At 45.5% G+C, this 15,848-nt stretch carries 13 protein-coding genes; 8 read left to right on the forward strand and 5 right to left on the reverse strand.

Annotated elements, in window-relative coordinates:
* Positions 1 to 5: 5 nt before the first annotated feature.
* Both hcp and KHO06_RS11445 read left to right on the forward strand, forming a co-directional pair.
* Positions 6 to 1,667, forward strand: coding sequence for a hydroxylamine reductase (gene hcp / locus KHO06_RS11440; protein ID WP_212581610.1), 1,662 nt, complete (start codon positions 6 to 8; stop codon positions 1,665 to 1,667).
* 76 nt (positions 1,668 to 1,743) lie between these two features.
* Positions 1,744 to 2,787: a hybrid-cluster NAD(P)-dependent oxidoreductase gene (locus KHO06_RS11445; RefSeq protein WP_212581611.1), complete on the forward strand. Its 1,044-nt coding sequence runs from the start codon at positions 1,744 to 1,746 to the stop codon at positions 2,785 to 2,787.
* Between the two features lie 91 nt (positions 2,788 to 2,878).
* On the opposite strand, the gene KHO06_RS11450 is transcribed toward KHO06_RS11445, so the two are convergent.
* The 4 genes from KHO06_RS11450 to KHO06_RS11465 all read right to left on the reverse strand — a co-directional run bounded on the left by KHO06_RS11450 (position 2,879) and on the right by KHO06_RS11465 (position 7,889).
* Entirely contained in the window at positions 2,879 to 3,811 is a 933-nt protein-coding gene (locus KHO06_RS11450) for a class I SAM-dependent methyltransferase (protein WP_212581612.1), read from the reverse strand.
* 31 nt (positions 3,812 to 3,842) lie between these two features.
* On the reverse strand, positions 3,843 to 4,535 hold the full coding sequence (locus KHO06_RS11455; RefSeq protein ID WP_032802679.1) for a TIGR01621 family pseudouridine synthase: 693 nt from the start codon (positions 4,533 to 4,535) through the stop codon (positions 3,843 to 3,845).
* Between the two features lie 51 nt (positions 4,536 to 4,586).
* Positions 4,587 to 6,200: a methyl-accepting chemotaxis protein gene (locus KHO06_RS11460; RefSeq protein WP_212581613.1), complete on the reverse strand. Its 1,614-nt coding sequence runs from the start codon at positions 6,198 to 6,200 to the stop codon at positions 4,587 to 4,589.
* 261 nt (positions 6,201 to 6,461) lie between these two features.
* Positions 6,462 to 7,889, reverse strand: coding sequence for a sodium-dependent transporter (locus tag KHO06_RS11465; RefSeq protein ID WP_010646075.1), 1,428 nt, complete (start codon positions 7,887 to 7,889; stop codon positions 6,462 to 6,464).
* Between the two features lie 372 nt (positions 7,890 to 8,261).
* Between KHO06_RS11465 and cls the strand changes: the two genes are divergently transcribed.
* From cls to KHO06_RS11495, 6 genes are all read left to right on the forward strand, one after another.
* Positions 8,262 to 9,716, forward strand: coding sequence for a cardiolipin synthase (gene cls, locus KHO06_RS11470; protein ID WP_038889485.1), 1,455 nt, complete (start codon positions 8,262 to 8,264; stop codon positions 9,714 to 9,716).
* A gap of 190 nt (positions 9,717 to 9,906) precedes the next feature.
* Positions 9,907 to 11,112 (forward strand): cystathionine beta-lyase, encoded by a 1,206-nt coding sequence (locus KHO06_RS11475; protein WP_212581614.1) that lies wholly within the window; start codon positions 9,907 to 9,909, stop codon positions 11,110 to 11,112.
* 280 nt (positions 11,113 to 11,392) lie between these two features.
* Positions 11,393 to 12,295, forward strand: coding sequence for a triacylglycerol lipase (locus tag KHO06_RS11480; protein ID WP_038889487.1), 903 nt, complete (start codon positions 11,393 to 11,395; stop codon positions 12,293 to 12,295).
* Positions 12,296 to 12,308: 13 nt separating this feature from the next.
* Positions 12,309 to 13,163, forward strand: coding sequence for a lipase secretion chaperone (locus KHO06_RS11485; RefSeq protein WP_212581615.1), 855 nt, complete (start codon positions 12,309 to 12,311; stop codon positions 13,161 to 13,163).
* A gap of 173 nt (positions 13,164 to 13,336) precedes the next feature.
* Entirely contained in the window at positions 13,337 to 13,552 is a 216-nt protein-coding gene (locus KHO06_RS11490; protein WP_005425706.1) for a hypothetical protein, read from the forward strand.
* Positions 13,553 to 13,557: 5 nt separating this feature from the next.
* Complete coding sequence (locus KHO06_RS11495; RefSeq protein WP_212581616.1) at positions 13,558 to 15,141, forward strand: SgrR family transcriptional regulator; 1,584 nt, start codon at positions 13,558 to 13,560, stop codon at positions 15,139 to 15,141.
* Positions 15,142 to 15,246: 105 nt separating this feature from the next.
* On the opposite strand, the gene KHO06_RS11500 is transcribed toward KHO06_RS11495, so the two are convergent.
* Complete coding sequence (locus KHO06_RS11500) at positions 15,247 to 15,807, reverse strand: DNA-3-methyladenine glycosylase I (protein ID WP_005529300.1); 561 nt, start codon at positions 15,805 to 15,807, stop codon at positions 15,247 to 15,249.
* Between the last annotated feature and the right edge of the window lie 41 nt (positions 15,808 to 15,848).

The following is a 15,848-nucleotide window of genomic DNA, read 5'->3' on the forward strand; positions in this document are numbered from 1 at the left end:
CCAATATGTTCTGTATTCAATGTGAACAGACAATCCAAACCCCAGCTGTAAAAGGCTGTTCTTTCGCACAAGGTATGTGTGGCAAAACTTCAGAGGTATCCGATCTACAAGACGTGTTGGTTTACACTCTGCAAGGGGTTTCTTTTTGGGCAGCACGCGCGCTTGAATTCAACATCATCAATGATGAAATCAACCAATGGGCTCCAAGAGCATTCTTCTCTACGTTGACTAACGTAAACTTCGATCCTAAACGTATCCTTGAGCTAACTTCTCAAGCAGCGACATACAAAGCACTGCTAAAAGACCAAGTCATGTCTGCCGCAACACTTGCTGACGAAGTCGTATTGAACGTACCTAACGTTGCAAACTTTGAGCTACCAAACAGCGCAGAAGAAATCCTAGCGTTTGCTCCACAAGTGGCGGTAAACCGTGGTAAAGACCAAGTACACGAAGACGTTATCGGCCTACGCCTACTTTGCCTGTACGGCTTAAAAGGTGCTGCTGCGTACATGGAACACGCACGCGTACTTGAGCAAACCAATAATGACATCTTCGCGGAATACCACGAAATCATGGCTTGGTTAGGTACTGACCCTGAAGATCTAGGCGAACTGCTAGATTGCTCAATGCGCATCGGTCTTATGAACTACAAAGTGATGGAAATGCTGGATCATGGTGAGACAGCAACGTTCGGTCACCCAGAGCCAACCACTGTTAACGTGAAACCAGTGAAAGGCAAATGTATTCTTGTTTCTGGTCATGACCTTCACGACCTAGAGAAAATCCTGCAACAGACTGAAGGCAAAGGCATTAACGTTTACACTAATGGTGAAATGCTGCCTGCACACGGCTACCCAGAGCTGAAGAAATACCCTCACCTAGTGGGTAACTACGGCAGTGCGTGGCAAAACCAACAGAAAGAGTTCGCTAATTTCCCTGGCGCGATTGTGATGACATCAAACTGTCTATTGAACCCGAACGTTGGCCAATACGCAGACCGTCTATTCACTCGTAGCATTGTTGGTTGGCCGGGTGTCGCTCACCTAGAAGGTGATGATTTTAGCCAAGTGGTTGAATGTGCATTAGCGCAAGAAGGCTTCCAGCATGACGAAATCGAACACCACATCACGGTTGGCTTCGGTCGCAACGCACTAATGAACGCAGCACCTGCGGTTATCGATCAAGTGAAGCAAGGCAACATCAAACACTTCTTCCTAGTAGGTGGTTGTGATGGCGACAAAGCAGAGCGTAGCTACTACACCGACTTCACTGCAGAAGCACCAGAAGATACGCTAATCCTAACGCTGGCTTGTGGTAAATACCGTTTCAACAAGAACACATTTGGCGACATCAATGGCATCCCTCGCCTATTGGATGTGGGTCAATGTAACGATGCGTACTCAGCAATCCAGCTTGCACTGGCACTTGCGAAAGAGTTCGATTGCGACATCAACGAGCTTCCTCTAACGCTTGTTCTGTCTTGGTTCGAGCAAAAAGCGATTGTGATCCTGCTTACGCTATTCGCTCTTGGTGTGAAAGGCATCTACACAGGTCCAACGGCGCCTGCATTCCTAACGCCAAACTTGATTGCGATTATCCAAGAGAAGTTCGACATGCGCAGTATTGGCAATGTTCAGGACGATCTTAAAACCATCCTAGCAGCGTAATCGCCTCGCTTATCATGCGCCTCCTTAGTTGGGGGCGCTTCTATCTATTGAGTACTCGATAACCAAAGAGATTGTTATGTTTTTTGAATGGCAAGGCAGTCAACCTGTCACGTTACGCTGTGTAGACAAATACCATGAAACTGCCGATGCAGTGAGCCTCAAGTTGGCAGACCTGTCAGAATCGCTCTTGTTTGAGTTTAAAGCGGGTCAGTTCATCAACCTTGGTGTTGAAATCGATGGCAAGATGGAGTTTCGTGCTTACTCACTCAGCTCTCTTTCCGGTGACGACTGCTTGCAACTGACGATCAAGCGCGTCGAAGGCGGTAAGGTATCCAACTACATCATCGATAAGCTTCTCATTGGCGATACGGTTCAAGCTCTTCCACCTACTGGTGATTTCAACTGCATCGATCATCCACCAATCGTGGTCAATGACAGAAAGAAAGCCCTGCTCATTAGTGCGGGCTGTGGCATTACGCCTGTATTCGCGATGGCAAAAGAATGGTTAGACAACGACGCTGGAGTTGATATTGAGTTCCTACACATTGCTCGCTCTCAGCCTGAAACCATCTACTTTGATTTATTAGAGACCTACCATTCAGTTTATTCAGATTTCAAACTGAAATTGCTACTGAAAAACCGCGGTGAAACGCTTTACCCAGAAGGTCGTTTGAATGCCGAGTGGTTAAAAGAACTGGTGCCAGACTTTAAGCAGCGCACGGTTTATCTATGCGGTCCAAATCAGTTTATGCTTGATGTCCAAAGCTACCTAAGTGAACTTGGCTTTGATATGGCGAACTTTTTCCAAGAAAGCTTTACTCCAGCAGTGAGCGACGAAGCTGAAGTATCAGATGAAACGGCCAGTGTGTCATTGCCAGACTTTGCTCAAACGATCGATGCGCAAAAAGGCCAAGTCCTTGCTGATGTGTTGGAAGGTGCTGCATTACCACTAATCGTGGCTTGCCGGAGCGGCATTTGTGGTTCTTGTAAGTGTAAGGTCCGCAAAGGCAGCGTATCTTCAACCAGCCTTGAAACACTGACACCGGAAGAAATTGAGCAAGGCTATGTACTTGCCTGCTCTTCGACGATTGAATCCGATCTTGAAATTCAGATTGGTTAAAACCGTTGATATGAACATTAAAAAAGCGCCGTACTGGCGCTTTTTGTTTGTGGAAAAGTGTTATAAAACTCAGCAGTTTCTTTATCTAAACTCAGCTAAACAGTAAAACCTTGAGTGCGGCTTCGCTATCTACATCCATAAACTCTGGTGGGTTATCCAAACGCTCACGGAATGTTAGCTGTGGCGCTTCTTCCTTCATGCTTTCAATCAAGAAATCGCTGGTCACCGATGGAGAGTTAACACACGCTAACACCTGACCACCTTCTGCCAACAAATCTGGCAAACGGCGTAGAATCTTTTTGTAGTCTTTGGTTAATGCAAAGCTGCCTTTCTGAAATGACGGCGGATCAATGATGATCATATCGTACTGACCCGACTTCTTAATCTTGCCCCACGACTTAAAGATATCGTGCCCCATAAAGCTCACTTGGTTGATGTTATGACCATTCAGCTTATGGTTCTCACGACCTTTAGACAGCGACGCTTTAGCCATATCCACGTTAACCACTTTATCTGCGCCACCAGCAATAGCCGCCACAGAGAAGCCACAAGTGTAAGCAAACAAGTTAAGTACGTTTTTGTGCTTCGCGTTTTCACGAACCCAATCACGACCGTAGCGCATATCAAGGAACAAACCAAAGTTCTGGTTACGACCGATGTCTAGCTGGTACTTCAAGCCACTTTCTTCAACCACAGGTCGAGCATCTAGCTCACCCAATAGGATTTCAGAAGGCGCACCGTCAGCGTAACGGTGCTGAATCACGATAGTGCGACCTTGTTTCTCTGCCCACAGAGCAGAATCAGAAAGCGTGTTTAATCCTGCTTTTAATCCGCTCAGAAACGACTCATCCAGTTCTTTAAATAGATTGATGATCAACTGACCTTGTAACCAATCACACGTAATTTGCTCTAAACCTTCGAAGCGGCGGCCACGACCGTGAAACAGTCGGCGGATTTCGTTGGGAGCTTGTGTTAGCTCGGCTTCTAGATGCTGAAAAAACAGCGGAAGTTGTGATGCTTGCATCGAATTCTCTTATTCGTTTTCTTTGTGATGGTTATTTGATCGTAGGCCAGTTTAGTTCCCACGGAGAGAGCCAAGTGTCGATACCTTGGGATACCGTTTCATTGTGCCATTTACTGCCAAGTGCTTTGTGTTCACGTGGATCGCAAACAAAGCAATGTGTTTCATCTTGATACGGGAAACACAACGAAAATGCATGCAAGTAGCCACGGTCAGCTTCATTGCCTGCGTTATAAATAGGATCGCCAACAATACCCGAGCCGACTGATTTCAATGCCACGCGAATTTGGTGCGTTTTGCCAGTGTGTGGCTTACATAAAAACAGGCGCTCTCCCGGCTCTGCTGCGAGGGAGAAGAATTGAGTAATCGCAGGATTCGTTTTGCTGTTAACCAGCTTCCATGAAGAACGACGAGAGCGTTCCATGTCACCCACTACCAGCCCTTGCTTCTTCTTAGGCTTTTTCGAGCCAATCGCAAGATAGAACTTCTCGACTTCACGATCTGCAAATGCTTGCGACAACGCACTTGCTGCTTTTGCGTTGCGACCCAAAAGCAAAATTCCAGACGTCATTTTGTCGAGGCGGTGGATAAGATACAACTGCTCATCACCACTTTGTTTTGCTACTTCTTGCAGCAACATGGTATCTCCATCGTCCTTGTGTACTGAGACGTTGGGATGTTTATTGATGATCAGAAAATCTGGATGGGTGTGTAGAATGTCGAACATAAAAAAAACTGGCTCCACGTTTGGAGCCAGAAGTATACCGATTCTAAGCAATTAGGCGAGCTTAAACTTGCCCACCAGCGCTTCCAGTTCTTGAACTTTACGATTCAGACCTTCTACGCTTTGCGAGCTATCATTGGCCAATTGTAATGAACGGTTTGAGATATCGCTGATCGAGGTAATATCCGCAGCAATTTCTTTCGTCACTGCGGTTTGCTCTTCAGCCGCCGTCGCGATTGAATTGACCATGCTTTGGACGTGCGCCGCACCAGAAACGATTTCTTCCAGTGAGTTCACTGCACCAGAGCTTTGACTCACGCCAATTTCAACCAAACGACAGCCATCTTCGGTGTAAGTTACTGCCTCTTGAGTACCGACTTGAATAGCTTGGATGATCTCACCAACTTCTTGTGTTGCCTTTGTTGTGCGTTCAGCCAGAGCGCGTACTTCATCGGCAACCACAGCAAAGCCACGACCAAACTCACCTGCACGTGCCGCTTCAATCGCTGCGTTCAATGCCAGCAAGTTCGTCTGCTCTGCAATGTCTTCAATCACTTTGATAACCGCGCCAATTTTCTCGCCATGAGAACCTAGGCTGTTCATCTGCACCGACATATCCGACATTTGCTGTGATACCTGTTGAATGCTCTCCACCATATCAACAATCACGGTGCGACCTTGTTCAGCGGTTGATTCCGACTTGCGTGCTTCTTCAAACGTCGCAGCACCTTGCTCGGCAACTTGAGAAATGGTCAAGCTCAACTCTTCTGCCGCAGTCGCAATCAAGTTTGCTTTATCAGATTGGCTGCTTGCACCCGACACAATATCTTGGCTCACAACGGATAGTTCACCGGTAACAGATTTCACCTCTTCCGACACAAGCGAAATCGAACCAATAAGGCTGGTCAAAGACGCCTGCATCTTATTTAGTGACGTCGCTAGGTTAGCCAGCTCATCACCCGATTTATCCTCAATCGGATCGACGGTTAAATCACCTTCTGCAACGCGCTGTGCTAATTCATCTAACTTACTCAAACGGTTGGTGATTGAGTTCGACAACAAGTACGCAATCACACCTGTTGCAATCAAAGCAATCGAACCCAACACAGAAATCGTCAGCTCAATACTGTTAAACGAATCAGAAAGATCGAGTAATGCCTCACTGGTGCTTTGGCGACCATCGAGTGATGCCGCATCCAGAATGGACTCAAGTGGTGCTAGATTCGCATCATAAAGTGAGCGAAGACGAGCAACGTTCTCCTCAACATTTTCCAAACCTAGGTTGGTCAGAACTTGTGATTCAAAGTCACGGGTAAAGTTACCCATGTAACGCTCAGCTTTTTCAACGTTACGGTAATCTTCACCACCCACCGTTTCTAGGCGTTTAACCTCGGCAATAGCGGCAGAAAACTCCTTTTTATTAACTTGATACTCAGCTTGGGCCCTTGCAACACCAACGATACTGCCCAACGCATCACGATAAACATCGCCAGCTTCATCGATCAAAATAAGATACTGCACTGTTTCAGGAACGTCGTCCGTTCTCACCTCGTCAGCCACTTCGTGCGAGTTTAATACCTCTAGCATGATAATCCCGATCATCACTAGCATGATTGCCAAAATGGCACCAAAACTCGCGTACAGTTTTTTACGAACAGACATTGTCACTAATAACCTTCCTTACTCTGATTTCTTATTTCTAACTTAGTTAATCCACATATTTACACATGCTTTGTAAGGTTTATCGGAACGAACTTATGCAACTTGAGTACAAACTTTTGTGATCCACCTCACCCTGCGAGCTATCTCACAATTAATACCCATTATTGATATTAATTCCATCAATCCTATAAATAATGAATATAAAAAAGCGGGAGTCTATGAAGACTCCCGCTTTTTAATTTTCGAATTTGGCTGATTGCTGTTCGCTTATAGCTTCTTAGAGAAGATACCCGCTAGAGCAATGATGCCGATACCTAGTAGCATGATTTCGCCCTTACCGCTGTCGAAACCAGACTTGATACCCATGAAGGCTACGATAGCGATAGCAACTGGGATTACGTATTTCACTAGGTTGTACCAAAGACCAAATAGTGGGAAAGATACTTTACCGTCGTTAGTGATCTCTTTCTCAAGGTCAGCACGGTTTAGACGCCAGCCTGCGAAGATACATACCAACATACCGCCAACCGCTAGGAAGATCTTATCTGTTAGTAGGTCGAAGATGTCGAATGCACCTGTACCGAATAGTGTTGGACCAACACCGCCAAGCGATAGTGATGCAAACACACATAGTGATGCCATTACGACACTTGCAGAAAGTACTGCTGTTGAACGCTTCAGGCCTTTCTCATCGATTAGGTAAGAAACCACAACTTCCAATAGAGATACTGAAGACGTCAGTGCCGCTACTGTTAGACCGATGAAGAACATCAGAGCAAATAGAAGACCAATTACGCCACCCATTTCAGCAAACAGCTGAGGTACAACAACGAATACTAGACCTGGACCTGCTGCTGGTTCCATACCGAATGCGAACATTGCTGGGAACATTGCAACACCTGCAAGGATAGCAACACCGGTATCCATCGCAGTAACCATACCTGTAGTCTGAACTAGGTTCTCTTTCTTCTTAAGGTAAGAACCGTACGTCATCATACAACCCATACCAAGAGATAGTGAGAAGAATGCTTGGCCTAGCGCCGCTAGAACAACATTGCTGTCGACTTTCGAGAAGTCTGGCATGAATAGGAACTCAAGACCTGCCATCGCACCCGGTAGCATCAGACCTTTCACCGATACAACGATCAGGATAAGGAATAGAAGAGGCATCAGGATTTTACCCGCTTTTTCGATACCGCCGGAAATACCCTTCATTACGATAACGATGTTAAGGAATAGGTAAACACCCATCCACAGTAGCGGTTGAACTGGATCAGAAATGAAGCCGCCGAAGCTGTCACCAATTGCTTCAGGAGTACTTAGTAGACCACCACCTACTTTGAAGATGTACGCTAGCGCCCAGCCACCTACTACAGGGTAGAAACCCATGATAAGTAGACCACTCAGTACGCCGATAACACCGGTAAATGTCCAACGACGATCAGTCGATTTGAAAGCACCTACTGCTGAAAGACCTGTCTTACGACCAATAGCGAATTCAGTAAGCATTACGCTAAAGCCGATAAAAATAACAAACAAAAGGTAGATTGCAACGAACGCACCGCCGCCGCTCTCACCCGCTGTGTAAGGGAATTTCCATATATTGCCTAAACCGACAGCGGAACCCGCTGCTGCCATTACGAAGCCTAGTTTAGACCCCCACGTATCACGTGGTGCTGCTGTATTTGTAGCCACGCTTTTTCTCCAAAGTATTTTGTTGTGTTTGCATAGAGATAGGCGTCTAGAATATGTTCGTGTAAATATTAATGTACACTTTATAAGATGTTTGTGTGACGCTCTATGTATGGTCAGTAAAGCAGTTTCAATTTAAAATTGGAACCCCGATCAGCACATTTATCGCACAAATGTATTATTGTTCACGCTAAATGCTGCTTTTTTGTGCAAAAGTTAATGTTTCGTCCGACTTTTCACACATCAGTAACACAAACCCCCGTTATAAAATTCATTTCACATTACAAAATCGTTCTGCCCTAGGGTTATGAAAATAGTTTCCCGTTCCGGCATTTACGCTTAATATCCATATTGGGCTTATTACTTTTGGCGTATATGGACAAGTTCTATCACTTTATCACCCTCGCTGGCATCGGGCTTTACTGGTTTCTCGTTGCTGGTGTTACTATTCGCGTCGTTTTAAAGCGTCGTGCTGTTAGCGTCTCCCTTGCATGGCTGATGATCATCTACATCCTGCCAGTGCTAGGTGTTGCCTGTTATTTCTTATTTGGCGAGCTTAACCTTGGCCGAAAACGTGCAGAACGAGCCAAAGTGATGTTCACACCGTTCCAACAATGGTTCACCCAGTTAAATGATTGTAACGCACATGTTCCAGAAGCAATGGGGCGTCATATCTACCGCATTGATGAATTGTGTAACAACCGTTTGGGCCTTCCAGCTCTGAGTGGCAACACGCTTTCGCTTCAACAGTCACCGGATGAGATCCTTCACTCCATCATTAAAGACATCGAAAATGCACAACACAGCATCCGCATGGTGTTCTACATTTGGCATCCGGGCGGCTTAGCCGACTCTGTTGCTTCTGCATTGATTCAAGCTGCGAAGCGTGGCGTGGATGTTAAGCTGCTGCTCGACTCAGCTGGTAGCCCGCGCTTCTTCCGCAGTCCTTGGTACAAGATGATGAAAGATGCGGGCATCGATGTGGTGCAAGCATTAGAAGTAAAGATGTGGCGTATTTTCCTTCGCCGTCTTGATTTGCGTCAGCACCGTAAGATCATCGTCATTGATGACGAGATCGCCTACACAGGTTCAATGAACTTGGTCGATCCTGCTTTCTTTAAACAAAGCAGCGGTGTCGGTCAGTGGATTGACATCATGGTGCGCATTACTGGCCCGACAGTGAACGTATTGAGTGCTATCCACTGTTGGGATTGGGAAGTAGAAACTGGCGAGCGTCAGCTACCGACTCACCCTGAATGCCGAGTCGATAATGATGAGTTTCAACACCCGATTCAAGTCGTACCATCAGGTCCGGGTATGCCGGAGTACTTGATTTACCAAGTGTTGACCTTGGCAATCAACCAAGCGAATCGCTCTGTGAGGATCACAACACCTTACTTTGTTCCAAGCTCTGACCTACTTGAAACATTGAAGATGACCGCACAACGAGGCATTGATGTAGAGCTTATCATTCCCCATAAAAACGACTCCATGATGGTGCAATGGGCATCACGTGCCTTCTACAGTGAGCTGATGGCAGCGGGTGTGAAAATCTATGAGTTCTATGGTGGCTTGCTGCACACTAAGTCAGTCGTCATTGATGAGCAATTCTGTTTGGTTGGCACGGTAAACATGGATATGCGCAGTTTATGGCTGAACTTTGAAGTGACGCTTGCGGTAGATGATGAAGAGTTCACCAAACAAATGTCATCACTACAAGATGCTTACGTCCAACAGTCACATACGGTCGACAAAGATGAATGGGCAAAGCGCAGTATCTTTTCTCGCTTTTTAGAGCGCGTTTTCTATCTATTTAACCCATTACTGTAATAAATAAGATAAAGCCGCTAAATCTCAATAAAACCGACAGATTCATGCTGTCGGTTTTATTTTTTACGCCCCATACCACTGTTTTTCGAGTGATGCTCGGACAAGTCGTTTCATTTCTATTTTTCCCTTGCAAACCACCCTTGCTCCATGTTTTAAATATTGAAAATCGTAATTTAGACAGGGAATTTTTATGTCAGAAGGCAAAAAGACCAAACTCGTCACCGCTGGTCGTGACAAGAAGTGGACTAACGGTGTGGTTAACCCACCAGTTCAGCGAGCTTCCACCATCGTGTTTGATACCGTTGCAGAAAAAAACCAAGCGATGATCAATCGCACTAACAAAACTCTGTTCTACGGGCGTCGCGGCACAAACACGCACTTTGCCTTTCAAGATGCCATGGTTGAAGTCGAAGGCGGTGCGGGCTGCGCACTTTACCCGTGTGGTACAGCTGCGATTTCTAATGCGATCCTGTCTTTTGTTGAGACGGGCGATCACATCCTAATGGTCGATACCTGTTACGAACCGACCCGCGATTTCTGCGACACCATCATGAAGAAGATGGGCGTCGAAACGACTTACTTTGATCCTATGATTGGTGAGGGTATTCGTGATCTTATTCAACCGAATACCAAAATCCTTTTCTTAGAGTCTCCTGGTTCAATCACAATGGAAGTGATGGACGTACCGACGATGGCAAGCATCGCCCATGAGCGTGAAATCATCGTTATGCTTGATAATACTTGGGGCGCAGGTGTGAACTTCTCCCCATTTGACCACGGCGTCGATATCTCTATTCAAGCAGCAACCAAGTACATTGTTGGTCACTCTGATGTGATGTTGGGTACAGCAGTTGCCTCTGGGAAATATTGGGACCAATTACGTGAGCAAAGCTACCTGATGGGTCAATGTGTTTCTCCTGACGATGCATACCTAGGGCTGCGCGGTATCCGTACTCTTGATGTGCGTCTACGTCAGCATGCAGAAAACAGCCTAAAAGTAGCGCAATGGCTGGAAAATCGTCCCGAGGTCGATCACGTTCGCCACCCAGCTTTGGAGAGCTGCCCTGGACATGAATTCTTTAAACGTGACTTCACAGGTGGTAACGGCCTATTCTCGTTCGTCTTGAAAAGCTCGTACCCGAAAGCAACTACAGCATTGTTGGATGGCATGAAACACTTCAGCATGGGTTATTCATGGGGTGGCTATGAGAGTTTGATTTTAGCCAACGAGCCGAAAAGCTTTAACAGCTTACGTACCGTTGCAAATCCAAACTTCGAGGGCACGCTAGTACGTCTTCACATCGGACTCGAGGATGTCGAAGACTTAATTACTGACCTAGAAGCAGGCTTCGCACGATACAACGCGCTAGTGCTAGAAAAAGAAGCGTCTTTATAAGCATTCAGAATATCTATCAAATAGCCTCGCACTTCGAGGCTATTTTTCTTCCCTCTGCCATCACTCAACTAAGCCATTGTCTCAATTAGAATTAACTAACATTCTAATATTCACCAGTTTAATGTTCATTGAATCTGTTGATTTTCTTTTGAGTAATCACAGAACAAGAAAATGTGCTACAAATGAACTTCTCATCCTCAAAACTTATCTTCTAATTTATAAAATTGACAAGAGGTCATACCACAAGGAGATAGTTTTGAAACTCAAATTCATAACAACAATGCTTTTCGTTTTAAGCACCTTACCCTTTGCATCTGCCAACGCCAGTGGTTACACAGAAACCAAATACCCCATTGTCCTCGTTCATGGACTGTTTGGCTTCGATACTCTCGCCGGAGTAGATTACTTTTATGGCATCCCACACTCTCTGACCAAAGATGGTGCAACGGTTTATGTCGCGCAAGTATCTGCGACCAACAGCAGCGAGGCACGTGGAGAGCAGCTTCTTGCTCAAGTTGAAACGCTACTTGCCGCAACAGGTGCGGAAAAAGTGAACTTGATTGGGCATAGCCATGGAGGACCGACAACACGCTACGTTGCTTCAATACGTCCCGATTTAGTGGCATCCGTTACTAGCATTGGTGGTGTAAACAAAGGCTCCAAAGTGGCGGACATCGTAAGAAATACCGTTCCAGAAGGCTCCATCAGTGAAGGCGTGGCAGTAAAGTTGGCAGAAGGACTTGTAACCTTGATCAACCTACTGTCTGGTGGTTCCGATCTTGACCAAGATCCGCTTGCTTCTTTAGCCGCACTCACTACTGAGGGCTCACTTGAGTTCAACCAATATTATCCTGAAGGTATTCCAACCAGTGCATGTGGAGACGGCGACTTATTGGCATCGAATGGCGTGTATTACTATTCATGGACAGGCTCTTCGAACTTTACCAACCTATTTGACCCAACTGACGGTGCAATGGTGGTTTTAGGCTTGGCATTTGATGGGCCCAACGACGGTCTTGTCGATGCATGTAGCACTCACCTCGGCAAAGTTATTCGTGATGATTACAAGATGAATCATCTGGATGAAATCAACGGACTGCTTGGTATCCACCACCTCTTCGAGACTGACCCAGTGACGTTATATCGCCAGCATGCTAATCGCCTGAAACTACAGGGTTTATAATAAGGAAGCCATCATGAAAAAAGTCGCTCTTATCACATTGTCCGTTGTATCACTGGTTAGTGTAGGAGCGGCTTACCTGTACCAACCTCAATCATCGCACCTAATAAAGGCGAAATCACAACAAGACACCACTGTTGACCTATCCTCTCAGAAAGACTTCTTCGAGTACTCTTTAAGCAGTTTGGGAGAGCAAGACCTTGAAGCGATAAAAGCGACTGTGAATGCTGGTGAGTTGCAGAAAAACGCCCTCGGCATCAGTTCTGAGTTGTTCGACACTTATCTCGCTTACAAAGAAGCACTCTCTAAGCTGGAACCTTTCGAAGGGGGGTCATTATCATTACAAGAATTAAAGCGGCTCGATGATGCGATCCTGGCGATGCAAAGAACTTTTTTTACTGGCGAGCAAATTGCCCAACTGTTCGATGAAGAAAACAGGCTACGCCAACTAGCAATTGATAAGCTTGCTATTCAAGCAGCCAAGTTAGATGCGAATACTCATCAACAAATGCTAGAAGAAACCCTCGCAGCACAACCTGAGTACATTCAACAAAGTGAGCGCAATAACGCACTGGTCTTGCAGCTTATTCAAGCCTCAGGAATGGACGCACAAGAGAGGTATTTGACTCGTGTTGATTTAGTCGGTGAAGAAGGTGCTCAGCGCCTCCAAGCGCTGGATGATAAACGAGCGGCTTTCAATACCTCGCTCGATGACTATTTAAAGAAGCGAGCGGAAATCTTGAACAACGATTTTCTCGGCGAGGAAGAAAAGAAATTAGAAATTGCCGGACTAAGAGAACAGAGTTTTGAAGAAAAACAGTGGCGTCGCATCGAAGCATTAGAAAGAATTCATGATAGCGAACAAAGATAAAACAAGGAGTCAGGTGCAATTTATTAGTGAGAGTCACTCGCTCTACTCCCTTCGCATACAGACAATTTGAGTGCTCCATCCGATAAAACCGGAACAGACTAAAAATCTGTTCCGGTTTTATTTTTATCTCGTCACTTAGCCTGTTTGTTCCCAAAGCAAAGAGGTACTAAACAATGAGCGCATTCCGTTATATCGTAAACTTTATTCAAACCAGCCATAATTACGAGATGAAGCGTGGGCTCTTGGCTAAGATGTTCTATTTAACGCCTGCCGAGAGAATCCAACGTTTAGACGAGGTCTTTGATACAACCCAATTTAGCGAAGAGGCTCTCTCCCTCGTGTCAGACAATGGCAGTGCGCATCCGGAAGCTCAAAAAGAACAACGATAAAAACAATGAATAAACGTAAGCTGGAATTGTATGAGGATCTATTCAAGAAAGTAGGTCCCGGAAAAACCCATATTCACATTGGCGAGATTGCGGATGCTTTCCATTGCAGTGATCGTCACGCTCGCACGCTATTGAAACAAATGGGCGAGTATCAATGGCTGACATGGACTCCCATGAAAGGACGCGGTCAGAAAGGTGAATTAGTTTGCTTACAAGAACCGGTCACCGCTTGCTATCAGGCCGTTGACCACGCAATTGGCCAAGAGCGATATGATCTCGCCCACCAGCTTGTTGGTTTCCATGACCGAAGTGTCGCCTCCAACTTAAAACGATACTTGGCTCATACCGCCCACAACAGCGAAAACACCATCTATGCACCCTTTCATCGTAAACTGGATTGGCTTCATCCCCACTTTGCGATGGGACGTACTGAACGCCACTTAATCCACGAGGTATTTCAGACCTTAGTAAGCCACGATGGAAGCGCCATTCACCCCAATCTCGCACACCATTGGTCTAGTTCGCACTCCCACACTTGCTGGCGCTTTCATTTAAGCTGCAGTGCGATGTTTCATGACAAGACGAATGTGACCGCTGAAGACGTGGTAACTAGCTTAAATGCACTAGTGAACTCCCATTATTGGCGTGGTTTGTATGACCACATTGATGCCATCTCTGCAGTGACACCTTACTGCGTTGAAATCAATCTCAGTGAACCCGATCCATTACTTCCTTCGTTATTGAGTCGGGCCGAAACGTCCATTCTTCCTAGTCGTTTTGTTCACAGTGAAAAGTTGGCGTTCCAACCAATTGGTTCTGGCCCATTTTCTGTCGATATCAATTCAGATAAGGTTTTGAGACTCAACCGAAATGAACATTACTGTGGACAAACTGCATTAACAAAACACATTGAAATTTGGATCCATGAAGAGTGGAAACAGGATAAGAAATGCGCAGAGAACTTCTTTTTTCTTGAATCAGGAGAGGAGAATTACCAAGTCAGCACGCAAAACATCGGCCACTTCTATGTACTTATTAATCATAAAGAGCTGCAAACTGACTCAATCAAACAAGGCTTTTCTACCCTAATGAGTCGTGATGAAAAATGCAGTTTAGCTTTGCCATTCCCGATCAGTTTTAGTTACGAAGACAATAATGAAAGCCGCCAGTTTTCTGCGAAGCTTCAAGCAGCGTTGCCTTCATCTTCTGACCAAAATAAGTCACATCAAGTTGAGTATGGGCGAGCTATCTCGAATCAAGATATCACCCTAGGTGGGATTCGATTGGAGGGGGATCAGAGCACCAGCTTGTTCGCTTTTTTCAAACTCTACCCTTATTGGCAACAATGTATGACTTGGCGCCAGCACAGCCGTTTGGAAGAAGTACTCAACCTAACTCGATACGCTTCTTGCTCCGAGGAAAGAGAAGCCTTGCTCAATACTTTGCTTCATGAACTAGCAGAGCAAAACATTTTATCGATTTTAGCGACGGAAGATTTAACCTTAACTATCCCTTCCAGAGTGGCAGGAGTTGAAATCAATACCATTGGTTGGTGTAACTTTTCCAAGCTTTGGATACAGCCCAATTAATGTTTAAAAGGTAACTGGCTTTACTTGGTGCTAAGTCTCTCTAGACAACACACTTTCGCTAATGCCAGTCTCCTTCAACATTCGCTATTCAATAAGCAAAACCGATCAGTTGGATTTTTTCGGGCAACTTACCATATGGTCATCGACCATACCGACTGCTTGCATGAAGGCATAGCAGATCGTCTCGCCCACAAACTTAAAGCCTTTCTTTTTAAGGAACTTACTCATTGCTTTGGACTGTTCCGTAGAGACTGGCACTTGGCTCATGTCTGTCCAATGATTCACTATAGGTTTGCCATCAACAAACTGCCATAGAGCATTAGATAGGCTGCCGTATTCTTCGATTAATTGCTTTGCCGCTTTAGCGTTGCTAAATACCGAGTTAATTTTGCCACGGTGCTTAACCACGTCGAAATTTTCAACGATAAACTCAGTACGTACTTCATCACGTTGAATGAGCTTATCTAAGTCATAGTTTTCGAATGCTTGGCGATAGCCTTCTCGCTTTTTCAAAATCGTAATCCAACTTAAACCGGCTTGCGCGCCTTCTAACGTGATGAACTCAAACAACACGTTATCGTCATAAACGGGTACACCCCACTCTGCATCATGATATTCGCGCTCAAGTGGATGGTTCATCGCCCATGCACACGTATTTTGTTCCATATTCAATCCTTATAAAAACGCCCCTGACGTTAGCCAGAGGC

Source organism: Vibrio sp. B1FIG11 (assembly GCF_905175335.1).
In the GTDB taxonomy this organism is placed as follows: domain Bacteria; phylum Pseudomonadota; class Gammaproteobacteria; order Enterobacterales; family Vibrionaceae; genus Vibrio; species Vibrio campbellii.